Consider the following 23420-nt stretch of genomic DNA (forward strand, 5'->3'; position numbering starts at 1 on the left):
CGCCGCTGTTCAAACCCTGTAACCACTGTCGAGACTGTCATGACTATTTCCCTGTACGCCGCTTCCCTCCCGGTCTTCAAGCAAATGCTCAACGCCCTGAGCGATGTGCTGAACAAGGCCGAGGCCCATGCCACCGCCAAAAACATTGACCCGAACGCCTTCCTGCAAGCGCGCCTGTCCCCGGACATGTTCCCGTTGGTGCGCCAGGTGCAGATCGCCGTCGACTTTGCCAAGGGCGTTTCTGCCCGCCTGGCTGAAATCGAAGTACCGAAATATGATGATGCCGAAGTCACCTTCGCCGACCTGCAAGCGCTGATCGCCAAGGTCCTGGCATTCATTGACAGCATCACCCCGGCGCAGATCGACGGCAAGGAAGGCATCGAGATCGTCACCCGTCCAGGCACCCCGAAAGAGAAGCGCTTCAGCGGCCAGTCCTACCTGTTGACCTACGGCCTGCCGCAGTTCTTCTTCCATGTCACCACTGCGTATGCCTTGTTGCGTCACAACGGTGTGGAAGTGGGCAAGCGTGACTACATGGGCGCGTTCTAACGGGCATAAAAAAAGCCCGCTGGGGCGGCGGGCTTGATGTGCAACGTTTGTAACGGATGAGGCTTCACACTACGGTGATGGATGTGAATAAAGCGTGAAAAATATGTCAGAGAAAGTGTGAGGTTTTTGGCTTGCGCCATTCTGGTGACAGTTCAGGTTGGGCGCGCCTGCCGAATAAAGCCCAGCAGGTAATCGCTCACTTGTTCTGGCGCGTCCTCCATGAGGAAATGCCCGGCTTTTTCTACCACATGCAGCACCGCTCCCGGTATGTCTCGATGCAGACGGTGTGCGTAGTCCAGCGGCTGCCATTCATCTTCGGCGCCCCAGAGGATTTGCACCGGTAGGTTGAGGGTCACCAGGCGTTGTTCAAAATCACGGGTATAGCGCGAATCGTAATGTGCCACCTGATGCTGATAGAACGCCGGCTGGCCGATCACACCGCTGATCGGTGCCAGGTAAGCCTCCAGCAACGCACCTTGCATCAGGTTTTTATCGAATACAGCCATCGCCATCTGTCGGGCCATCAATGCTCGATGCTCGTCAGCGGCCATGCGCGCATGGTCTGCAAACTGTTCGTGGATACCGCGCCAGGCAGGAGACGGCCAGGAGTCATAGCTGGGGGCGTCGGCAATGGTCAACGAGTGCAGCCGTTGTGGGTGCTCCAGGGCAAACAGCAATGCACTGACGCCGCCAATGTCATGCCCCACCAGGTGAATCTGCGGCAGGCCCCAATGGTCCAGCAACTCAGCGATCAACTGGCTTTGCGCCACCACTGAAGTATCGGCCTCACGGGGAAATTCCGAAGCACCGAAACCCAGCAGGTCGAACACGTGGACATGCAGCCCGGCGGCTGTCAGGCGCGGCACCACGTTGCGCCAGATGATGGAATGAGCAGGGGTGCCATGCAGCAACAACACGGGCACCCCTTCGCCGTGCCGGCCCGTGGCGATACGGCGGCCGTTAATCAGAGCAACTTCGTTGAGCAGAGTGGTCATTGACCTATCCTCGATGAATGAGGCTTTAGCCTATGATGAGGCTAGTCATGACACCAGTGACAACTTACTCTCCTGTAATCCTATTTTTGTCATGGGTTTGATCATGAACCAGCGTTTGCCCATTGATGTATTACGCGCCCTGCAAAGCGTGGTCGAGACCGGCAGCGTCACCCGGGCGTCCGAGCGCTTACACCTTAGCCAGTCAGCGGTGAGCTGGAAAATCAAACGCCTGGAGAAACAGTTGGGTCGCTCGTTGATTCAGCGTGATGGCCAGCGGCTGGTGGCCAGTGATGACGGAGTGCAACTACTGATTCATGCCCGGCGCATCCTGGAGGCTCACGATGCGGCACTGGCCCATTTCAACCCCGTGCAACTGCAAGGTTGTATTCGCCTCGGCGTCACGGAACAGGTGCCCATGGCCAAGCTATCGAGCCTGTTGGCGCAATTTTCCCGACAACACCGCCAGCTCGATGTACGGATAGTGGTTGAGCAGAGCCATGTGCTGCGTCAGGCGTTGTCGGACGGTGAACTGGACATGGCACTGCACCAGGATTTCACCCACCGTATCGAGGCCCGGGACCAGTTGCTATGGACCGAGCATGTGCACTGGTGCGCCCGTCCGGGCTGGCAGCATGAGCCTGGTGATTGCCTGCGGCTGATTACCTTTGGTCCTGAATGTTTCTATCGACAACGGGCCCAGGAATGCCTGAGTGCGCAGGGCATTCGTTGGCAGGTGGCCGTGGACTGCGCTTCGGTGGACGGCGTGGTGTCGGCGATTACCGTCGGGCTGGGGATCGGTGTGCTCAGCAGCGCTCACCTGGACAAAAGAGTGGAAGTCTATCGACCTTTCGAACAGCGTTTGCCGCTGCCCGAGGTGGCGAATGTACTGCGCTTTGGCAGCGATAACCCCGAGCCCAGGCTGCTGGCCTTGCACGACCTGCTGGTGCAGGCACTGCAAAAGGCTTGATCAAATCTTCCAGTGGCTGGCGCTCTTGGCCAGACACTGGCGCATGGCATCAATATTTGCCGCCAATTGCAGGGTCAACAGGCGATAACCGTCCAAGGCGTTGTGGACCGGAGCGTCCAGTGACGCTTCCTGGGTAGGCATGCCACCAGGTCGTTCCAGTCGCTCCGTGGCTCCCGACTTCAGGGCGCGCGCCATACCCATCAACTGCACCCGAATCTGCCGATGTTCGGTCTTGAGCACTACCTGCATGCGCGCCATAGCTTGCCCATCCCGAGGGTCGGGGCGGGAATTGCCGAGAATCTCCAGGGTGCTGATGGCCATGCGCAAATGCCGCTGGATCGCGTCCAGTTCGGTCATCGATATCCGCACTTCCTTGGACACCGACGGCATCAGCGAACGCAATTGCACCATCGCCGTATTCAAGCGGTTGAGCAGCTTGAGGTGTTCGTCGTCGGTGACCGACTGGCCGTTGATGATCCGGCTGTAAATCGCCGCGCAATCGCGCAGGGCACTGGCCAGGTTATAGCGCCAGGAGTACACGGCATATAGCGGCAGGGCGAAGGAAAACGCCAGGGCCAGGGCAATACCAATCAGGATATCGACGGTGCGCCATAGGCCATCAGAGAAATGGTTTTCGCCATGCCCGGCGACGATAAACACCGTGATGCCTGACAACAGCGCCGTATATCCACCCTTGCCGATGGCGTGGTAGGAAAAGAAACCGCAGACCACCGACATCAGCAGGTACGTCAGCAACTGCTGGCCCAGGTACGCCTGCTGCGCCACCAATAGCAACCCGACGCTGGCGCCTATCAGGGTGCCGTAGGCACGTTCCACGGCTTTTTTGCCGATGTTGCCGTGGTGCTGTAAACCGCCGATTACCACCAGCATGGTCACCGAGGCCCATTCACCGTGGGGCAGGTTGAGGCCGGTGGTCAGCAGGATCGTCGCCAGCAGGCCGATGGACACGCGTATGGCGTGGATCAGCTTGGCGTGGCGGTAACGACGATAAGGATCCAGCAGGGGGCGCAGCAGGCGGCGGGCGAAGGAGGGCAGGCGGACGGAGGAAAAAAGCTTCATTGGTTTTATAGGCACCTCGAATTCACGAGTAGGAGCGAGCAAGCCCGCTCCTACCGTGGGGGTATGGTTTTAGAAAATATAGTCCGTGGTCAAAAAGCTCGACGCCCGATCATGAATGATGTCGCTGATCAGCGCCTTGTTGCTGTCCTGGAACTTGGTGGCCACCAACGTGCGGATAGAAAACACCCGCAACGCATCATGCACCGACAGCGTACCCTCGGCCGAGTTCTTGCGGCCATTGAACGGGAAGGTGTCCGGCCCACGCTGGCACTGGGCATTGATATTGATCCGGCCGACCTGATTGGCGAAGGTGTCCACCAGGCGTCCCACTTGCACCGGGTCGGTGCCGAAAATACTCAGTTGTTGGCCGAAGTCCGATTCCAGGACATAGTCGATCACCGTACCCAGGTCGCGGTAAGGCACGATGGGTACTACCGGGCCGAACTGTTCTTCGTGATAGACCCGCATTGCCGTGTTCACCGGGTACAGCACCGCCGGGTAGAAAAACGAACCACGGCTGGCACCGCCATGGGCATTGACCACCTTGGCCCCTTTCTCTTCAGCGTCGGCCACCAGCCCATGCAGGTAGTCGACCTTGCCCGGCTCTGGCAACGGCGTCAGGGACACGCCATCTTCCCACGGCATGCCGGGTTTGAGGGTCAGCAGTTTCTGGTTGAATTTTTCGATGAAACTGTCCACCACGTCTTCATGCACAAACAGGATTTTCAACGCGGTGCAGCGTTGCCCGTTGAAGGACAGGGAGCCGGTCACTGCTTCATTAACCGCATTGTCCAGGTCCACCTGGGGCAACACAATGCCGGGGTTTTTCGCATCCAAGCCCAGTGCCGCGCGCAGTCGATGAGGGCGCGGGTGCAGTTTCTTCAAGTCGCTGGCGGCCTTGTTGGTGCCGATAAACGCAAAGATATCGATCTTGCCGCTGGCCATCAGCGCACTGACGGTCTCCCGACCACTGCCGTAGATCACGTTGATCACCCCGGCCGGAAAGCTGTCGCGGAACGCTTCCAACAACGGACGGATCAGCAATACCCCGAGCTTAGCGGGCTTGAACACCACAGTGTTGCCCATGATCAACGCCGGGATCAGGGTGGTGAAGGTTTCGTTCAACGGGTAGTTGTAAGGTCCCATGCACAGCGCCACACCCATGGGGACACGGCGGATTTGCCCCAGGGTGTCCTGCTCCAGCTCGAAGCGACTGGAGCGGCGGTCGAGTTCCTTGAGGGCGTTGATGGTGTCGGTGATGTAGTCGCAGGTGCGGTCGAATTCTTTTTGTGAGTCCTTGAGGTTCTTGCCGATCTCCCACATCAACAGCTTGACCACGGCGTCCCGCTGTTCGCGCATGCGCTGTAAAAAGGCCTCGACATGCTGGATGCGCTCGACTACCCGCATCGTTGGCCAACTGCCCTGGCCCCGGTCATAGGCGCGCACGGCGGCATCAAGTGCGGTCAAGGCGGTCTCGGCATCCAGCAGTGGAGTACTGCCAATGATCACTGGGGTGTCGCCATCGGCCCCGTGAAGTTGCACCGGGCTGCGCACTTGAGCTAAGGGGCCGGCCCATTCCCGCAACTGGCCATCCACCAGGTAGTCGCGCTGTTCAATGGGCGCCGCCAGCCGGTATTGCTCGGGAATGTCGGCGGCAGAGGGAAATAGATTGGCCAGCAGGTGATCGGTGGTCATGTTGCTACCCCAAGGCTGATTGCAAAATATGAATAGAGATTCCCCCATCCGAGGGCTCTGTTGCAAGGCCCGAGCGCTTTCCACTACGCATTGGCTTGTCGCGCCGGGTAAACTGCACGGCTTTACTGAAGGAGTTCACATGAGTCAGTACCAGCCGGGCATTCTTGCCGCACCGGTGCCGCTACAGGCACGTCATTTGTTTTTTGCCCTGGATTCGGTCCATGCCGTGCCGGCTGCTTTCGATGCGCTGATGAAATTGACGGACGCCCAGGCAGTGGTGGGCATGGGTGAGCCACTGGTCAGTGCCCTTGGTGCCCGGATCGAGGGGTTGCGGCCATTCCCTCACATCCGCGGGCCGGGAGCCGATAATCCATCCACCCAGCAGGCTCTTTGGGTGTGGCTGCACGGTGTGGATCGCGGCGAGTTGTTGATGCGCAGTCGGGCTTTTGAAAAAGCCCTGGCTCCGGCGTTTCGTCTGGTACAGATGACCGAAGGTTTTCGCTACAAGACAGGTTTTGACCTGACCGACTATGAAGACGGCACCGAAAACCCCCATGACGACGCTGCGGTCGAGGCGGCCGTGGCCACTGGCGGCGCCAGCTTCGCCGCGATCCAACAATGGCAGCACGACTTGGACGGTTTCGCCGCGTTGCCCGCTCAAGAGCGGGATCACATCATTGGTCGTCGCCATGGCGACAACGAAGAACTGGACGACGCACCGGCGTCGGCTCATACCAAGCGCACCGCCCAGGAAAGCTTTACTCCTGAAGCATTTGTAGTGCGCCGCTCCATGCCGTGGGCCGAGAACGGCCAGGCCGGGCTGATGTTCCTCGCCTTCGGTCACTCCTTCGATGCCTTTGAAGCCCAATTGCGCCGTATGAGTGGGCTGGAAGACGGGATTGTCGATGGTTTATACCGCATCAGCCGGCCGTTGACCGGTGGGTATTACTGGTGTCCGCCACTAAAGGATGGGCATCTGGACGTGAGTGCCGTATTCCCTTAGCGGCTTTAAACCCCCGCGAGGTCTTTTATCAGGCTGTGTACCCAATGGGGCCTTGTAAAACCCAGGACGAGAACGCTAACGTTGCGGTCCTGTTATTTCTGAATGTTTCAGTCTTATGCCCGATCCGGCTCAACGCATTGCTGATTCCACCTCGCGCCGCGCCGCGCTGACCCTGGGTTTGTGCCTGCCCAGTGACGTGTTGCTCTATCTGTTGTTGCCCATGGAATCCCAGGCATTCGGTATTACCCTGGCCCAGGCCGGGGTATTGCTGGCGGCTAATCGGCTGGTGCGGATTTTCGGTTACCGACATGTGCTGAATTTCTATGCCCGCCGGGGTGATCGCCTGACCTGCATGCTGGCCGCTGGTGCGGCGGCGGTCTGTGCCCTGGGCAATTCGTTCTTTTCCGGGTTTGCCGCGCTGCTGGTGCTGCGGCTGATCTGGGGCCTGTGTTTTGCCGCGTTGAACCTCTCGACCCAAGTACTGGCCACTTCCGAACCTGTGGGTGCTGCGCGTCGAGCAGGACGTTCCCGGGCGCTGATTGCCCTCGGCCCGATGCTGGCCTTGCCCCTGGGCGGCTTGCTGACACTATGGGCCGGGCCCCGGCCCATCTTTTTGATTCTGGCAGGGTGTTGCCTGGCGGGCCTTTGGGTGGCGCGGGGATTACCTACGGGCGGGCATGATTTGCACGGTACGCCAGGCCGTCGCTTTCGCTTGCCGGACAGTGTGGCGGTGTGGTCGTTTATCGAAGGCGTAGCCCTGGATGGACTGTTTATTTTCGGTCTGTCGATCCAGGCGCAAAAAATCCTCGGCGGCGATGCTGTGCTGATCGCCGGCGGGCTGATGGCCTTGCGCTACGTCTCGGAACTGCTCCTGAGCCCCCTGGGCGGGAGGATGTCCCAGCGTTTTGGCGCGACTTCCATGCTGCTACTGTTTTCCTTCCTCAGTGCCCTGGCTTTAACGGCGTTCGGCAGTGACTGGGTGATCATCGGCGCCGCGGCGGTGCTGATACTGCGGGCGTTGCAATTACCCTTGGTGACGACCCTGGTGGCCGAGCGCAATCCGGGGTCCATGCGGGTGTCAGCCCTGGCCTCCAATGCGGTTTGGCGCGATATCGGCGCGGGTCTTGGCCCATTGCTGGCAGGTTTACTGCTGCCGGTGGCATCGGCACCTTGGGTGTTTGGCGTATCGGGTGCGGCGATTGTGGTCAGTGCGGTATTTTGTTGGCGGACAAAAATTTCAACCTGAGATTTGAGGCGTTTCGTGTTCCTTGAAAAAAACTTCATACGTTTGCTCGACGAGTCATACCGGCATTGGACCGGTCATGGACTGCTGGCGCCCTCTAACCTGGACGAACCGCAGCGTCTCACCTGGCTGCATGAGCAGGCGCCCTACAGCCTGCTGGCCCATGACGGTGCGGCGGACCCACGTTTCACTTACGCCAATGCATGCGCGCTGGCCTGCTTCAAGTACCCACGGGAGGCCTTTATCGGCATGCCGTCCCGATTCAGCGCCTCGGAATTGGACCGCGTCGCCCGCCAGGTCTTGCTGGAGCAAGTCACGGCCCAGGGGATCGCCCAAGGCTATAGCGGCTGGCGCGTCGACGCCGAGCAGCAGCCGTTCATGATTTATGCCGGGGTGGTCTGGACCTTGCTCGACGAGGCCCACAAGTCCTGCGGCCAGGCGGCGTTGTTCTGGCCGGACGAGCAGCGGATCGGCGTGCTGGCTTAAGGTTTTTTCAACACGTCCAACCACGCGGGGTCGAGACGCGTTTGTTCGATCTCCATCCCCAGTGCCTGCATCTTCGCCTTGTGTTCCTCGATCTCATGCACGAGTTGCGCCTGGGCGCTGGAGTTGGCATCCAGCTCATGCATCTGAGTCAACCCCAAGTGGTAGAAACGCAGCAGTTTGAGCGCCGCCGGGTTGTTGGCCTGTACCTGCTCGGTGACGGTGTGCATCACATTGGTCACGCGCATCAGGCTGCGCTTGAGCTGCCAACCATAGATGGCCGGGGCCAGCCAGGGTTGTGACCAGAGCGGGCCACGTACCAGGGCCACGGTCAGCAACACTGCGGCCAATACCCCGCCGACATTGAAACGAAAGTTGTCCCCGCCAGGTTCGCCAAACAGCATCACGGCCAGGCTGGACAGCAGCATCGCCAGGGCCACGAACACCAGGGCAACGATCAGCGTGCTACGCCGGGTCTGTTGACGATAGGTGTGTGGGTCGCAGGGTTTGATCTCGAACATCCGGGGGGCAGTCTCCATGGGGCGAGTAGGGGCATAAGGCCATTTGGCATCTTCTCATGCTTCGTGGTGCCGGGGGTTGTAATCAGGTTGAACGATGGTTGTCCACGGTTTCTCTAACGGAGGTAGGCCATGAACTTCCAAGGGAGGTGAACCATGATTCAGTACCAGCAACCCGGCACGACTCATCCCGATGAGCGCACGCCTGGAGAGGAAGAGCGCGACAATGACGCCTTGCGCCCCAATGACCCGGCTGAGCGTGAAGACGATGTGACGCGGGTCGAAGAAGACCTGGAAAACCTGCATGACAAGGCGCGCCCGTTATGACTCGGCGAGCGCAGGAGGTAGTGATGAGTAACCGTAAAGACGGTCCGCATTCATCGGAGCATTCCAGCGGCAAGGACGAATTGGGTTTTGACCCGGATTCGCCGGACCTGGCCGATCCGCAGGTCGACCCTGTCGGTCCTGCTATTGCACCATTGGATGAGAAGGAAAAACCGGGCAAGAAACCGGCTTACGATCCCTTGGCAGACCTGAAGCCATGAGCAGGGCCCCGCATTGAGCGGGGCCTTTTGCCCGTGATGATCTCCTCAACGCCTCAGAACTCACTCCTCGTGTTCATTCGCCAAACCTCTTCGGTGCAGTCCAGGTAACGTCGGTAATCCCATATTTTTCTGCCCAGGGCCGAGTAGTCTTTTTTACCTGCTCATGTCCCGGGCGGCCGATGCGGGCAACGTGAGCGACACCTGCATCGCAGGCGGCCCAATGCCAGGCCTCGGCGTTATTCATGGTCTCGGCCCGCACGACAAAAGCCTTCGGCTGACCATGTAGAAAATAGTGGATGGTATAGATCGTAGCGGTACTCATATAGCCTCCCTGTCTTGTACTGAAATGGATGCAAAACAGTTCAGAAAGGTTCAGAAATATTGTGCCCGCCGGTACGGGCTTTGAGGTAAATCACGATTGGCAAGCTGAGTCCTTCAGGGTATTAGTAGTGTCTTCATCTCAATGCTCAAGGACTGCGTCATGTCTGAGGAATTGCCCCGCCTGGCCCACAGCCGCTTGTACCTGCAGCGCCTTGGGTATGACACGCCACCTGCGCCGACCCTGCAAACCCTCAGGAGCTTGCAACTGCGCCATGTCAGCACCTTTGCCTTTGAAACCCTGTCGTCGCTGTTGCACGCGCCGGTGCCGATCGACGTGTCCAGCGTGGAGCAAAAAGTCTTGTTCGACGGGCGGGGCGGTTATTGCTATGAACTGAACCAACTGTTCCTGGCCTTGCTGCAAGAGCTGGGCTTCGATGCGCGGGGTATTACAGGCCGGGTGGTGATGGGCGGGCCGCCCGATGCGCTGACGTCGCGTACTCATCGCCTGAGCCTGGTGACCGTCGACGGCGTGCGTTATATCAGCGACGTAGGCTTTGGTGGCATGGTGCCCAGCAGCCCGTTGCAACTGGACACCGAAGCACCCCAGGCCACTGCCCATGAACCCTATCGCCTGAGCTTGAAAGAGGACAAATACACGTTATGGGCCCAGGTCGCCGGGGAGTGGCGCGGGTTGTATGTATTCGATTTGCAGCCGCAGTCACGCATCGATTATGAAGTCGGCAATTGGTACGTCTCCACTCATCCAGAGTCGCTGTTTCTTGGCCAGCTGAAAGTGGCACTGCTCGCTCCGGGCCTGCGCCAGACCTTGAACAATGGCTACTACGCCGTCCACTACCTGGACCGCGACAGCGAAAAACGTGCGATCCAGGACGTGGACGAATTGATGGCTCTGCTACAAGATAATTTCGGCATTCGCCTGCCCGAACACCCGCAACTTCGAGCCAGCCTTGAGCGTCTGCTGGTGTTCTAAGGTTGACTATCAGGTCTGGAAGGGATGGCGGATGTTGCTCCGCGTTAGCGCAATTTAAGCAGGCGCTCTATCCTTTGTAGCTCAGCACTCCCGGTCGGTCGATCTGTGCACAGTATTAAACCGTGAACTCATCTGGAGGTGTCTATGCGAACCATTGAACTGGCTGGCGTTTCTGTCCCTGTGATTGGCCAAGGAACCTGGCGCATGGGAGAAGATCCCCTGCAGCGGCGAGCCGAGGTCGGTGCTTTGCAGTTAGGTATCGATGAAGGCATGACACTGATTGATACGGCTGAAATGTACGCAGAGGGTGGTGCGGAGGAAGTCGTAGGCGAGGCGATTCGTGGCAGGCGCGACCAGGTTATCGTTGTCAGTAAAGTCTACCCTCACAACGCCAGTCGCAAGGGTATTCCCCGGGCCTGTGATGCCAGTCTCACCCGCCTGGGTACAGACTACATTGACCTGTATCTGTTGCATTGGCGCGGGCAGTACCCGCTTGAGGAAACCGTTGAAGCCTTTGAGCGGCTGCGCGAAGCGGGCAAGATTGGTCGCTGGGGCGTTTCCAATTTCGACGTCGCGGACCTTCAGGAACTGGCATCCCCGGAATGCGCTACCAATCAGGTGCTCTACAACATCGAAGAGCGCGGTATCGAATTTGACCTGCTGCCTTGGCAGCAGCGGCATTTGCCGTTGATGGCTTATTGTCCGATCGCCCAGGGCGGTGGTTTGTTGTCCAGCCCCACCCTCGAACAAATTGCCCATCGTCACGAGGTGACACCGGCCCAGGTTTCGTTGGCCTGGGTGCTGCGCCAGGAGGGCGTGATTGCCATTCCCAAGGCTGTACAGCCCGAGCATGTTCGGCTCAACGCCGCAGCAGCCAACGTCGTCCTTGAGGAGCATGACCTGGACGCAATTGACCGTGTGTTCGGCGCGCCGAAACGCAAGCATCCGTTGGCGATGGTCTGATACGCCGCTGTCGGTGGATCGGCATCGCCATTGGTGATGCCGACCTACTTTCAACTAGGGTTAGCCTTAGCCAGCTACCGGGCTGCGCCAGTCATCGGAGCCGGAAGTGCCGGCAACTTCGTGGGTCCAGACGATTTTACGGTAGGTGAAATACACATCTTCCAGATGGGTGAAGTGGGCATTGTTCGGGTCTTGGCAATTGGGCATTCGTGACTGGATGTCGACGATGATCGCGTCTTCCAACTCAATGGTGAAGTAATGCTCCTGGGTACCTGCGATGGAGGTGCGGTACCACTCCAGGCGACACTTGACCATTTCTCCCGAGGTGAGCGCACTGAACAGCAGTGGCGAAGACTTATCGAATACCTTGCTGATCATCAAGGGTTTATGAACGCGCTGGCCTGTCGGCTGGCCGGATTGCGGATCACGAGGAATGATGACCTGATGCGCAAAAGCCTCGACCAGAATTTGGTCTTCGTGGCCTTCCTGGTAAATGTTGCCTACCGAGTCTTGAGTGAACGTTCCTGCGGTAATCAAACCTTGTTTGGTACCGGTAATGGATAAGTACGCAGGTGTTGGCATGATCGGTTTCCTTGCCTGATAAATAAGAGTCGCCTCAACTGGCGATATGCCCGACGGGCAGTACTTGATAACAAGAAGCGTGCCAAGGTCTACAGAGGCTAGGTAACTAGTGGTCTTCGGGGTGAGTGACGGTTTAAGTTGGGTGTGTTTGTTGGCGAGATTATTTGATTAAGTTGATTTTGTTTGCGCAGTGGTGCGCAGTTAGTTGCTCATGTTTTGGCGTTGTGGGCATGGAAGAGGGATTCGGAAGAACCTGTTTGGTCGGGCGTGTTTGCGCACGTTATTGCGCAGGCTTCAATGTTTAAGGCGTTCATGGTTGTTCGGTCGACACCCGTGGGTTTCGAATTTTTTGAAGTTTCTTTGTTCTTGTAGGATGTTTCTTAAGAGTGTTTTTGCCACTTGATCAATATCCTGGTCGTGGATAAGGTGCGGGCTATTCGTTGTGTGGGAAACGGAAGTTAAGTTGTTTTGATACGGGTGTAAGTCCTGGTCGAAACTATTAGATCACCTTGGATAGTGACGCACGACCATAATATGATTTATTCAGAAAAACTTTATTCTTATTATCTGGAACTTGCCCGGTCACCGAGCTCGGATACGAGTTTCTCAGGTGAGGATGTACGTTTTTCCGGCGAGTATGAGGCTCTGGAAAGCGAACTTGGCAAGGCGCACTCGATGCACAACCACAGTCAGCCTGACTGGCACAAGGTCGTGGAAAAAAGCGATGCCTTGTTGCGGCATGAGTCAAAGGATCTACGAGTCGCCGTCTGGTTGACCTGGGCGCTGTATCAGCGTGAATCCTTCTCGGGCCTGCTTGCCGGGTTGGGGTTGTTGCGCCACCTCTGTGAACATCATTGGGCAGTGGTTTATCCGCGAAAACCGCGAACCCGAAGTGCAGCGTTTGCCTGGCTGGTTCCACGTATCGAACAGGTCTTTGCCCAAAGCCTGTCGCTCAAGGGGCAACGACCTTTGTTCGAGTGCATGCTCGAGCATCTGTCTCGTCTTGATGAGTTGTGGACTGAATCCCTGGGTGATGAGGCTCCCTTGTTGCTGCCGGTTCGCAGGCAGCTATCGGACAGGCTGAGGCAATCGGTGCAGAGCGATCCTTCTCCGGAAGGGGTGAAAGGGGTGATTACCCAGGTCAAACAGTCCACGATCCGGTTGCTGGCACCCGATCACGTCGTAGATAACGAAAAAGACGCCCATAAGCTTTTGCGCACCTTGCAGGACAGTGCTCGCCCCTTGTGCGCCTGGTGGTTGCGTCAGAATGCTACTGATCTACGCGCCCTACGCCTGAGCCGAACGTTGACCTGGCTGGCGATCAGCAGCCTCCCGAATTGCGACAACGAACAAATCACGCCCTTGCGGGGACCCATACCGGACAAGCTCAAGCGGTATCAGGAGCGTTTTCAGCAGGGGCATTACGCCGACCTCTTGCTGGAGCTTGAGGCCAGCCTGAGCCATGCGCCTTTCTGGTTTGATGGCGTACGGATGGTCTGGGAGTGCCTGCAGGCATTGCAGGCCGACATGGCCATGACCGAGACGGAAGTGCACCTCGCCCTGTTATTGCAACGACTGCCGGGATTGACCCCGTTGCGCTTTCACGATGGCACACCGTTTGCCGACCCAGTCACTCGCAATTGGATCAATACCCAGGTCACCCGGCACCTCTACACATCGGTCCCCAAGGCCGCGCCTGATGCTTCGATTGCACCCTGGGAGAAGGCCTTGCAGGACGTCACGCCGGTGCTTCGCAAGGATGGGCTCAAGGCTGCCATCCGGATGTTCAAGCCAGGTCTGCAAGCTGCTCGGGGAGAGCGCGCTCGTTTCCATTGGCGCCTGGGCCTGGCGAGGTTGTGTGGCCTGGCGGGCAAGTATGACCTCGCCAAAATCCAGCTTGAGCAACTTGATCAGGAGTTACAGCAGGCAGGTTTGCAGCGTTGGGAACCGGATTTGAGCCTTGAAGTGCTGCAACTGTTGTACGGCTGTTGTGATGTGTTGCCACAAAGCCATGCCGTACGCGAGCACAAGGAAAATATCCATCGCAGATTGTGCCACTTCGATCTTGAAGCGGTACTTGAATAGGCTTTCGAGCCACCATCAAAGGAGATGCATCATGGCTAAAGAAGGTTCGGTAGCCCCGAAGGAACGTATCAATATCACCTTCAAGCCTGCCGTCGGCGGTGCGCAGGAAGAGCTCGAATTGCCGTTGAAGCTACTGGTGCTAGGCGACTTTACCCAGCGTGAAGATACACGCAAGGTCGAAGACCGCAAGCCCGTCGGTATCGACAGCAATACCCTCGACGATGTGTTGGCCAAGCAAGGGCTGAGATTGCTCTTGAGTGTTCCCAATCGCCTTCAGGAGTCCACCTCGGGCGAAGAACTGGCCATTCAGGTCAGCGTCAATTCGATGAAGGACTTCAACCCGGCCAGCCTGGTCGAGCAGGTTCCCGAACTGAAAAAACTGATGGAGCTGCGAGATGCATTGGTGGCGCTCAAGGGGCCGCTTGGCAATACGCCGAGCTTTCGAAAAGCGATTGAACACGTCTTGGCCGACCAACAGTCTCGCGCCCGGGTGTTGGCTGAATTGGGGCTGAGCAGCCCTGCCGTATGACCTCCTCAGTAAAAGGACACTGATGCCATGACTACCTGTCACAGCCCGCAACACATTGCCCCCTCTGACGAGTACAGCATTCTCGACAGCATCATCGCCCAGACCCACCTGAACGCTGACGATGAGGCTTACAACATTGCCAAGCGCGGTGTCTCGGCCTTTATCGAGGAGTTACTCAAGCCCCAGAACAGTGGGGAGCCCGTCAAGAAGCACATGGTTGACCGGATGATTGCCGAAATTGATGCAAAACTCAGCCAGCAAATGGATGAAATCCTACATCACCCTGATTTCCAGGCTCTCGAGTCCTCCTGGCGGGGCTTGCAACTGTTGGTTGAGCGCACCAACTTTCGAGAAAACATCAAGATCGAACTGCTGAACGTTTCCCGCCAGGACCTGCTGGATGATTTCGAAGACTCCGCGGAAGTCACTCAGGCCGGGCTCTACAAACATATCTATAGTGCCGAGTATGGTCAGTTCGGTGGTCAACCGGTGGGCGCGGTCATCGCCAACTACTTCCTGTCGCCCAGCGCGCCGGACGTCAAGTTGATGCAGTACGTTTCCAGTGTGGCCTGTATGGCCCATGCGCCGTTCATTGCCGCTGCCGGGCCTGGTTTCTTCGGTCTGGAGAGCTTTACCGGCCTACCTGACTTGAAGGACCTGAAAGATCATTTCGAGGGCCCACAGTTTTCCAAATGGCAGTCTTTCCGACAGAGCGAGGATGCCCGCTATATCGGCTTGACCGTGCCGCGGTTTTTGCTGCGAGCGCCTTATGACCCACAGGATTGCCCGGTTAAATCCTTTTCCTACACGGAAAACGTAGTCAACAGCCATGAACACTACCTGTGGGGCAACACCGCGTATGCCTTCGCCACACGGTTGACGGACAGTTTTGCCAAGTTCCGTTGGTGCCCGAATATCATCGGGCCGCAAAGTGGTGGCGCGGTGGAAGACTTGCCCCTGCACCATTTCCAGAGCATGGGTGAAATCGAGACCAAGATACCCACCGAAGTACTGGTTTCCGATCGTCGTGAATACGAGTTGGCGCAAGAAGGGTTCATAGCCTTGACCATGCGCAAGGGCAGCGATAACGCGGCGTTTTTCTCCGCCAGTTCGGTGCAGAAGCCCAAGTTTTTCGGGATCAGCGATGAGGGCAAGACTGCCGAGTTGAACTACCGGATCGGCACTCAACTGCCCTACATGATGATCGTCAACCGTCTGGCCCACTACCTGAAGGTTCTGCAGCGTGAACAGCTGGGTTCATGGAAGGAACGCACTGACCTGGAACAGGAACTCAACAAATGGATTCGCCAGTACGTTGCCGACCAGGACAACCCCAGCGCCGAGGTACGGGGGCGTCGGCCATTACGGGCGGCGCGGATTGTGGTCAGTGATGTCGAGGGCGAGCCCGGCTGGTATCGCGTCAATCTGAGTGTGCGCCCGCATTTCAAGTACATGGGCGCGGACTTCACTCTTTCGCTGGTCGGCAAGCTCGATAAAGAATGAGCAGGGACCTGGAAATGAGTCGATATGCCAGCCTTTTCGAACGCCTGGAGGCAGAAGCGCCCGTCGTTGACGATAGTCCTGTGATGGGCACCCAGGCATCGGTGGCCGCTCACTTGGGGAAAATGCTCAATACCCGAGCGGGTAGCGTACAGACGCTTGCCGACTATGGCCTGCCCGATCTCAACGACATGCGCTTGAGCTTGCATGAGTCGTTGAGTCAGGCGCGGTATTTGATCGAGCGTTTTATCGAGGCCTACGAACCGCGTCTGAGCAATGTTCGGGTCACGGCGTTGCCACGGGACCGTGACCCCCTTGCCCTGGCGTTTACCATTGAGGGCGTACTGCACATCAACAGTGTCATGCATCCGGTTGCTTTTGCCGGGAGCCTTTGTGGCAACGGCCGAGTCGAGGTCGCGCCAGGTGTCCTTTAACCGTTACTACCAGAGCGAGCTCAGCGCATTGCGACAGGTGGGGCGACGCTTCTCCGAGCGCAATCCGGCACTGGCGCCATTTCTCGCAGATGCTGGCCAGGATCCAGATGTGGAGCGATTGCTCGAAGGCTTTGCGTTCCTGACCGGTCGTTTGCGACAGAAGCTTGATGACGAACTGCCTGAGCTTAGCCATTCACTGATGCATTTGCTATGGCCCAACTACATGCGGCCATCACCTGCCTTCAGCATGTTGCAATTTGATGCCCTCAAGCGTGTAGGCCCTGCTATTCGGGTGGAACGAGATACGCCGGTAGAAAGCGCTGCGATCAATGGCGAGTACTGTCGCTTTCGTACGTGTTATGCGACCGATATTTTGCCGTTGCAATTATCGGCGTTGACCTATTCGACGCGAGGCGAGGGTGCTTTGTTGAGCCTGCGCCTGGAGGTGAGCGCAGAAGGCAATTTCAGCGAGTTCGAACTTCATCAGCTACGGCTGCATCTGGCAGGGGAGCGCCATATCAGCCAGATGCTCTACCTGAACCTGTTACGCGATTTGGAGGGGATCGAAGTCATGCCCCTGGATGCTGATGGCCTGCCGGTCGCCGGGGCTGAGGGCCAGGCACGGTCATGGCGATTGCCCGGCAGTCATGTGCAGCCGGTGGGGTTTGCGCAGGATCAGGCGTTGATTCCCTATCCACCGAATACCTTTCGGGGCTATCGCCACCTGCAGGAGTATTTTGCGTTTCCTGACAAATACCTGTTTGTGGATGTCGATGGTCTTGACCTCCACGCACATCTGTCAGGCGCAGAGCTCAAGCAGGTCCATGGGCTTGAACTGCGCTTTGCTGTTCGTAAAAACAGCCTGGAGCGGCAGCCCCCGATCTTGGATAACGTGAAGCTGTACTGCACGCCGATCGTCAATTTATTCACCCACGATAGCGTACCGATTCGCCTGGATGGCAAGCAGGACGAATACTTGTTGCTGCCCGCCGAATACCAGCAGGGCAACTGTGGCGTGTTCTCCGTAGACAAGGTCACGGGCTGGCGCCCAGGAGGGCTGGGGTATCAGGACTATGCCGCATTCGAGTCCTTTGAACATGACTTCGCCTGCGAGGAATCTGCACGGCCACCCAGCTACAGCATTCGCCAACGACCATCGTTGCAGCATGCCGGGCTTGATGTGTACCTCAGCTTTGGTCTTCACCAGGCCAAAGACCCGGAAACCTTGTCGATTGAGCTGACCTGCACCAACCACAACCTGCCTCGGCAATTGCAAGTCGGCGATATCAACCGGGCGTGTGAGCAGACACCTGAATTTCTGTCTTTTCGTAACATTACGGCAGCGACTCCCAGTTTTTCGCCACCACTGGACAACGATTTTCTCTGGAAATTGATCAGCAATATGTCGCTCAACTATTTGTCGTTGACCCATGTCGATGCTTTGAAAGTAATTCTCGAAACCTATGATTTTCCGCGTTATCACGACCGCCAGGCAGAGAGGGTCAGCCGCAGAAGGCTCGGCGCGCTGCATTCGATCAGTCATCAACCGGTGGACAGGTTGCATCGGGGGATGCCGCTTCGTGGCCTGCGTGTCGATCTGACCCTCGATCACCAAGGGTTCACGGGAGCAGGCGATGTGTTTGTGTTCGCCTCGGTGCTCAACGAGTTTTTTGCACTTTACACCAGCCTCAACTCGTATCACGAGCTGCGAGTCACCAGCACACAAGGAGACGTGTACCTATGGTCACCTCGCATGGGCCAGCAGCCCTTGCTTTAACCGAACTGTCCCGGTCAGTTCGTGAGTACTCGCTGTTTCAAGCGATATTGCAGGTGGTCGAGCGTTTGCGTGTGGCTCACCCCTCTCTGGACGAGGACGCACTTTACGATCAGTTGGAGTTCCAGGCCAATCCTGGCCTGGGGTTTCCTGGCAACGATATCGAGAGCGTTGAATTTTTTCAGGATCAAGGACAGTGGCGGGCGCGGCTTCAACTCAATGTGCTTGGGTTGGTAGGGGCGGGGTCGCCGTTGCCGGCATTTTATGGTGAGCAGGCACTGGCACAGACGACAAGGGGGAACCCGACTCGTGATTTTCTTGATGTGTTCCACCATCGCTTGCAGCGACTGATGCTGCCGATCTGGCGCAAATACCGTTACCAGGCGTGCTTTCGACCGGGTGCCCGAGACCCTTTTTCCGAGCAGATGTTTGCGTTGGTCGGCCTGGGAGGGAGCGTCATTCGCGACGCTATACCGTTGAACTGCAAGCGGCTGTTGCCCTACCTGGGACTATTGAGTCTGCGTACTCATTCTGCCGCGCTGGTCGAGACCGTGTTGCGCTACTACTTCAAGCACCGCCAACTGTACGTTGAACAGTGGGTTGAACGCGTCGTGCTGATTGCTCACGAGCAGCGTAACTGCCTTGGCGGCCTCAACAGCCTGTTGGGTAATGACCTGGTGCTGGGGTGTCGGGTTGCAGACCGCAGCGGCAAATTCAGGGTGCACGTCCAAGCACTGGACTGGCAACACTTTCACGAATTTCTACCCACCGGTACAGGCTATCAGCCGCTATGCGCGCTGATCAGATTCTCCGTTCGGGACCCACTGGAGTACGACATTCGATTGGTGTTGGCGAAGGGTGAGGCCAGGCCGCTGCACATTGGCGAACACAACATTTGTGGTTTGGGATGGACCAGTTGGCTTGGTCATGACCGAGCTGATGGCGCTGTGACCTTGGCCAGCAAAATTCATTAAGGATTGATGATTATGATGAATGTGGACCTGCAACAACTGATTCAGGCATTGGCGGCGCCTAGTCGTCGCACCCTCGAGCGGGCGGCCGAGCGTTGTGTCATGCGCGGCGGCGCGGAGGTGCTGGTGGAGGACTTGCTGCTGGCACTATTGGAGCACCCGGACGGTGTGCTGGTACGAGCGCTACAGGACGCCGGCGTTGCTCCGGCTGAACTGGAGTCTGCGTTGCAGCCCAGGAGCGAGCAAGTCTCCTCGAGTAATCCGGTCTTTGCTGAGCCGTTGGTGCAGTGGTTGCAGCACGCATTACGCACAGCCCATCTGGAGTTGGAACAGGACGAGGTCGACGACGGTGCCTTGCTGCTCGCGTTATTGCGCAACCCAATACCGCAAGCGGGAAGTCGTTACCCCTTTATCCTGGGCCAGATCGATGCCGAACGCCTGCGATCATTTCTCTTGAGCGAAAGGCCCGAACACTCCGATTGCATGACGCCTGTACCAGGGCCGTCACTGCTGCAACGCTTTACCCATGACCTGACTCGCCAGGCCCGCGACGGCCTGCTCGATCCGGTGTTGTGCAGAGATGGCGAGATTCGACAGCTGATCGATATCCTGGCTCGAAGGCGCAAGAACAACCCTATCGTCATAGGGGAGGCGGGGGTTGGAAAAACGGCCATCGTCGAGGGGCTGGCACTGCGAATCGTCGCCGCGCAGGTACCCGCAGTACTCCAGAACGTCCGTCTCCTGACCCTGGACATGGGCCTGCTGCAAGCCGGGGCAAGTATCAAAGGTGAGTTTGAACGACGCCTCAAGGGTGTGATTGATGAGGTCGATACTTCCCCGGAAACAGTCATCCTATTTATTGACGAAGCCCACACCTTGGTCGGCGCGGGCGGCCAGCCAGGGGGGTTGGACGCTGCCAACCTGCTCAAACCGGCGTTGGCCCGTGGCGAGCTACGTACCATCGCTGCCACCACCTGGTCGGAATACAAGAAATACTTCGAGAAAGATCCTGCGTTGTCCCGGCGCTTCCAACCGGTCCATGTCCACGAACCGACGGTTGGCGATGCGGTAACGATTCTGCGTGGTCTGGTACCCGTATATGAAGCCAGCCATGGCATCTATGTGCGTGATGACGCCGTTGTCGCTGCTGCGCAATTGTCAGCCCGTTATCTGAGCGGGCGCCAGTTGCCCGACAAGGCTGTGGATGTGTTGGACACCGCGTGTGCCCGGGTGCGTATCAGCCTGGTAACGGCACCGGCCGAGTTGCAGCGCCTGCGCGATGAACTGGCCGAGGGATCACGCCAGTGTATGGCGCTACGTCGGGATGTGCAGGCAGGGTTGTCGGTCGATGAGCCGGCTTTGCAGGCCTTGGCCCTGCGGCTGGAAGAGGTCGCGCGTGAGCATGAGGTGCTGGAGCAGCGCTGGGGGCTTCAGCGTGGACTGGCCGAACAAATGCTTGTGCTTCGTCAGCAACTGGCCGAGGCCCATCGAGATCAGGCTGACGCACAGGTCATTGATAGGCTAGGCCAGGTATTGGCCGAAAGCCATCGCACGTTGCTGATGGCACAGCGTGAGCAGCGGTTGGTCAGTTTTGAAGTGTGTCCTCGGTTGATCGCGCAGGTGATCAGCGCCTGGACGGGTATCCCGGTGACGCAACTGGCCCGTGAGCACAGCTCGAACGTGCTTGGGTTTTCCGGTGACTTGCGCACCCGAATCCTGGGCCAGGATTATGCGGTGCGGGTGCTGGATCGTTGCATGCGCGCTGTCGCCGCAGGACTGAACAGCGACAACGCACCGGTTGGGGTGTTTCTGCTGGTGGGCCCCAGTGGGGTCGGCAAGACCGAAACGGCGCGTACCTTGGCCGACCTGTTGTATGGCGGCGAGCGCTTTATGACCACGATCAACATGTCGGAATATCAGGAGAAGCACTCCCTGTCTCGATTGATTGGGTCTCCGCCGGGATATGTCGGTTATGGGGAGGGCGGAGTGCTGACCGAGGCGGTACGGCAAAAGCCCTATTCGGTGGTGCTGCTCGATGAAGTTGAGAAGGCTGACCCGGATGTCATGAACCTGTTCTACCAGGTCTTTGACAAAGGCGTGGCAAATGATGGCGAAGGCCGTGAAATAGACTTTCGCAACACCTTGATCCTGATGACTTCCAATCTGGGCAGCGAACAGATCGTCACATTATGTTCAGACACCCAGCACCCAAACATCGACGTGTTGCAGAAGGCGATTCAGCCCATTCTCAGTGCCCATTTCAAACCGGCGTTGTTGGCCCGAATCCGCGTCGTCCCGTACTACCCGGTCAACGATGGAGTGTTACAGGAACTGATTGAAAGCAAGCTGCAATACCTGGGGCAAAGGCTGCTCAGGCGCAATCTGAAGTTCAGTCACTCGCCAGAGTTGCTTGTTCATATGAAAGATCGCTGCCTGCAGAGTGACAGCGGTGCACGGTTTATCGATCACTGGCTGGAGGCCAATCTGCTTCCTTTGGTAGTGGATCGCCTATTGGAAGCAATGGCGGGTGACGAGCCCCTGCAGTCTGCTCACGCCGGGCTGGATCGTCACGGCCACCTGACCTGTGAGTTCAACTGATGACGGATAACCTGTTTACCCAGTTGCCGCACCCTCTGGTTTACGCCGACGCTTTGTTGGCATGGTTCGTCCGATTAGGTATCGACAGCGACGAGTCGACCTTGCCCGATGACTGTGTCACGGCGGCAGCGCAATTGAGTCAGTGCGAACTCAGCCAGTTGTACCTGTTCGACGAGCTGACGGGGCGGTTGGAGATGGCTGCCCAATGCCTGTCAGGTATCTTGCCACCCGTAGACCTTGCGAACCCAGGAGTGGATTTCAACAACGAGCAGTTATTGCAGTTTGTCATGCAACAGAACCAGGTTTTGTGCATCACTGACTTGGACAGCGATGTGTATGACACGGGTATTCTGCCCGTAGTTGCTATGCCTTGGCGTTCATTGCTGTGTGTGCCATTGACTAGCCGACGCAAGAAAATTTCAGGTTTGTTGTTGTGTGCCAGTCAACGCGGGGCTGACTTGCAGGGGTACGCGGCATCCTTGGGGCAATTGGGCAGCTTTGCCTTGCACCAGCTGACTGTTCTGCGGCGCACGCGTCCAGCGCCAGCAGTCTTGCAAGCGACCCGAAGTACAGCCCATGCCAATGGCTATGGGTTGATCGGCAATAGTGCCGCGATGGATGAGACCTGTCGTTTGATTGGCAAAGTCCTGCACAGCCGTTACACGGTGCTCTTGCGAGGAGAGACCGGGACCGGGAAGGAGGTGGTTGCCCGGGCTATCCATGAAGCGGGACCTCGTCGCACCAAGGCGTTTGTGGTGCAAAACTGCGCCGCCTTTCCTGAGGGCTTGCTGGAAAGCGAGTTGTTTGGCTACCGCAAGGGCGCTTTCACCGGTGCAGAGCGCGACTATGCCGGCCTGTTCGATGCGGCACATGGCGGCACACTGTTGCTGGATGAGATTGGTGATATGCCGCTGTCGTTGCAGGCCAAATTGCTGCGGGTCTTGCAGGAAGGGGAAGTTCGTCCGTTGGGCGCCAGCGTTGCCCATAAGGTTGATGTGCGGATCATCGCCGCGACCCATCGCGACCTCGAGGGCATGGTTGCCCAAGGCAGTTTTCGCGAAGACCTTTTTTACCGGTTGGCACAATTTCCTATCGAGCTGCCCGCGCTGCGCCATCGAGACGGCGACGTGCTGGTGCTGGCCCGTCATTTTGCTGACAAAGCGTGCTCCTCTCACGAGCGTGAGCCGATAGCCTGGTCGAGTGCGGCCCTTGATCAACTGTCCAGCCATGCCTTTCCCGGCAATGTACGGGAACTCAAATGCCTGGTGGAACGTGCGGTATTGCTGTGTGACGAGGGGGTGATTCTGCCTGTGCACCTGTCACTGGCACCGGGTCCCATGGCTGTTTGTATCGATGTGACGTTGCGCCAGCGCCTGGAGCGTGTCGAACGTGTGTTTCTGATCGATTGCCTGCGCAAAAATCGTGGCAATCGGACCCGGACGGCTCGAGAGCTGGGCCTGGCCCGTCGCACGCTGCTGTACCGCCTGGCACGGCTGAAAATCCCCTATGGCGATGTCAAGGAGGAGCGCTGATGTCGTGCTGCTCTAGCCATTACTTGTCGGCACTGGTTATCCAGGCCTGCCGGATTTACCTC

23 protein-coding genes are annotated in these 23420 nt (G+C 57.9%); 17 read left to right on the forward strand and 6 right to left on the reverse strand.

Features of this window, described 5'->3' with window-relative positions; genetic code table 11:
• Window positions 1–39: 39 nt before the first annotated feature.
• A complete protein-coding gene (locus GIR22_RS07340) occupies window positions 40–549 on the forward strand; it encodes a DUF1993 domain-containing protein (RefSeq protein ID WP_154742684.1) in 510 nt (169 codons plus the stop codon).
• Between the two features lie 152 nt (window positions 550–701).
• On the opposite strand, the gene GIR22_RS07345 is transcribed toward GIR22_RS07340, so the two are convergent.
• Window positions 702–1544 carry an alpha/beta fold hydrolase gene (locus GIR22_RS07345; protein ID WP_154742685.1) on the reverse strand — a complete coding sequence of 281 codons (843 nt, stop codon included), beginning with the start codon at window positions 1542–1544 and terminating at the stop codon, window positions 702–704.
• Between the two features lie 103 nt (window positions 1545–1647).
• On the opposite strand from GIR22_RS07345, the gene GIR22_RS07350 reads away from it, so the two are divergent.
• Complete coding sequence (locus tag GIR22_RS07350; RefSeq protein ID WP_154742686.1) at window positions 1648–2511, forward strand: LysR family transcriptional regulator; 864 nt, start codon at window positions 1648–1650, stop codon at window positions 2509–2511.
• Here the strand turns inward: GIR22_RS07350 and GIR22_RS07355 are convergent, their stop codons facing one another.
• Entirely contained in the window at window positions 2512–3591 is a 1080-nt protein-coding gene (locus GIR22_RS07355; protein WP_154742687.1) for an FUSC family protein, read from the reverse strand.
• A gap of 69 nt (window positions 3592–3660) precedes the next feature.
• Window positions 3661–5286: an NADP-dependent glyceraldehyde-3-phosphate dehydrogenase gene (locus tag GIR22_RS07360; protein ID WP_154742688.1), complete on the reverse strand. Its 1626-nt coding sequence runs from the start codon at window positions 5284–5286 to the stop codon at window positions 3661–3663.
• Window positions 5287–5425: 139 nt separating this feature from the next.
• Here GIR22_RS07360 and GIR22_RS07365 point away from each other — a divergent pair, with 139 nt between their 5' ends.
• From GIR22_RS07365 to GIR22_RS07375, 3 genes are all read left to right on the forward strand, one after another.
• Window positions 5426–6289 (forward strand): Dyp-type peroxidase, encoded by an 864-nt coding sequence (locus GIR22_RS07365; RefSeq protein ID WP_154742689.1) that lies wholly within the window; start codon window positions 5426–5428, stop codon window positions 6287–6289.
• 115 nt (window positions 6290–6404) lie between these two features.
• Window positions 6405–7535, forward strand: coding sequence for an MFS transporter (locus GIR22_RS07370; protein WP_154742690.1), 1131 nt, complete (start codon window positions 6405–6407; stop codon window positions 7533–7535).
• Between the two features lie 42 nt (window positions 7536–7577).
• On the forward strand, window positions 7578–8018 hold the full coding sequence (locus GIR22_RS07375; protein WP_154742740.1) for an MEKHLA domain-containing protein: 441 nt from the start codon (window positions 7578–7580) through the stop codon (window positions 8016–8018).
• Here the strand turns inward: GIR22_RS07375 and GIR22_RS07380 are convergent.
• Window positions 8015–8536, reverse strand: coding sequence for a DUF3087 domain-containing protein (locus tag GIR22_RS07380; protein WP_154742691.1), 522 nt, complete (start codon window positions 8534–8536; stop codon window positions 8015–8017). The genes GIR22_RS07375 and GIR22_RS07380 overlap by 4 nt on opposite strands.
• Window positions 8537–8689: 153 nt before the next feature.
• Here GIR22_RS07380 and GIR22_RS25935 point away from each other — a divergent pair, with 153 nt between their 5' ends.
• Window positions 8690–8860: a hypothetical protein gene (locus GIR22_RS25935; RefSeq protein ID WP_178122144.1), complete on the forward strand. Its 171-nt coding sequence runs from the start codon at window positions 8690–8692 to the stop codon at window positions 8858–8860.
• 23 nt (window positions 8861–8883) lie between these two features.
• Window positions 8884–9078, forward strand: coding sequence for a DUF6021 family protein (locus tag GIR22_RS07385; protein ID WP_154742692.1), 195 nt, complete (start codon window positions 8884–8886; stop codon window positions 9076–9078).
• A 73-nt stretch (window positions 9079–9151) separates the two neighbouring features.
• On the opposite strand, the gene GIR22_RS07390 is transcribed toward GIR22_RS07385, so the two are convergent.
• On the reverse strand, window positions 9152–9400 hold the full coding sequence (locus GIR22_RS07390) for a DUF6555 family protein (RefSeq protein ID WP_154742693.1): 249 nt from the start codon (window positions 9398–9400) through the stop codon (window positions 9152–9154).
• A gap of 171 nt (window positions 9401–9571) precedes the next feature.
• Here GIR22_RS07390 and GIR22_RS07395 point away from each other — a divergent pair, with 171 nt between their 5' ends.
• Window positions 9572–10390, forward strand: a complete 819-nt coding sequence (locus GIR22_RS07395; RefSeq protein WP_154742741.1) for an arylamine N-acetyltransferase family protein — start codon at window positions 9572–9574, stop codon at window positions 10388–10390.
• Window positions 10391–10534: 144 nt separating this feature from the next.
• A complete protein-coding gene (locus GIR22_RS07400; RefSeq protein WP_154742694.1) occupies window positions 10535–11353 on the forward strand; it encodes an aldo/keto reductase in 819 nt (272 codons plus the stop codon).
• Between the two features lie 66 nt (window positions 11354–11419).
• Here the strand turns inward: GIR22_RS07400 and GIR22_RS07405 are convergent, their stop codons facing one another.
• Window positions 11420–11935, reverse strand: coding sequence for an Hcp family type VI secretion system effector (locus GIR22_RS07405; RefSeq protein WP_154742695.1), 516 nt, complete (start codon window positions 11933–11935; stop codon window positions 11420–11422).
• Between the two features lie 534 nt (window positions 11936–12469).
• Between GIR22_RS07405 and tssA the strand changes: the two genes are divergently transcribed.
• From tssA to GIR22_RS07445, 8 genes are read left to right on the forward strand one after another with little or no spacing between them, the layout of a single operon-like run.
• Window positions 12470–14020 (forward strand): type VI secretion system protein TssA, encoded by a 1551-nt coding sequence (tssA, locus tag GIR22_RS07410; RefSeq protein ID WP_154742696.1) that lies wholly within the window; start codon window positions 12470–12472, stop codon window positions 14018–14020.
• 31 nt (window positions 14021–14051) lie between these two features.
• The gene (tssB, locus tag GIR22_RS07415; protein ID WP_154742697.1) at window positions 14052–14549 is read left to right on the forward strand and encodes a type VI secretion system contractile sheath small subunit; all 498 of its coding nucleotides are present in this window, start codon (window positions 14052–14054) and stop codon (window positions 14547–14549) included.
• A gap of 27 nt (window positions 14550–14576) precedes the next feature.
• Window positions 14577–16052 carry a type VI secretion system contractile sheath large subunit gene (gene tssC, locus GIR22_RS07420; protein WP_154742698.1) on the forward strand — a complete coding sequence of 492 codons (1476 nt, stop codon included), beginning with the start codon at window positions 14577–14579 and terminating at the stop codon, window positions 16050–16052.
• Window positions 16053–16066: 14 nt separating this feature from the next.
• Window positions 16067–16483, forward strand: coding sequence for a type VI secretion system baseplate subunit TssE (gene tssE / locus GIR22_RS26310; protein WP_178122145.1), 417 nt, complete (start codon window positions 16067–16069; stop codon window positions 16481–16483).
• On the forward strand, window positions 16473–18260 hold the full coding sequence (tssF, locus tag GIR22_RS07430; protein WP_178122146.1) for a type VI secretion system baseplate subunit TssF: 1788 nt from the start codon (window positions 16473–16475) through the stop codon (window positions 18258–18260). Before tssE ends, tssF begins: the two co-directional genes overlap by 11 nt.
• The gene (gene tssG / locus GIR22_RS07435) at window positions 18224–19231 is read left to right on the forward strand and encodes a type VI secretion system baseplate subunit TssG (RefSeq protein WP_154742701.1); all 1008 of its coding nucleotides are present in this window, start codon (window positions 18224–18226) and stop codon (window positions 19229–19231) included. Before tssF ends, tssG begins: the two co-directional genes overlap by 37 nt.
• Before the next feature lie 12 nt (window positions 19232–19243).
• The gene (gene tssH, locus GIR22_RS07440; RefSeq protein ID WP_154742702.1) at window positions 19244–21826 is read left to right on the forward strand and encodes a type VI secretion system ATPase TssH; all 2583 of its coding nucleotides are present in this window, start codon (window positions 19244–19246) and stop codon (window positions 21824–21826) included.
• Window positions 21826–23358: a sigma-54 interaction domain-containing protein gene (locus GIR22_RS07445; RefSeq protein WP_154742703.1), complete on the forward strand. Its 1533-nt coding sequence runs from the start codon at window positions 21826–21828 to the stop codon at window positions 23356–23358. The genes tssH and GIR22_RS07445 overlap by 1 nt, the downstream gene beginning before the upstream one ends.
• The last annotated feature ends 62 nt before the right edge of the window (window positions 23359–23420 follow it).

This window comes from Pseudomonas karstica (assembly GCF_009707515.1).
GTDB classification, from domain to species: domain Bacteria; phylum Pseudomonadota; class Gammaproteobacteria; order Pseudomonadales; family Pseudomonadaceae; genus Aquipseudomonas; species Aquipseudomonas karstica.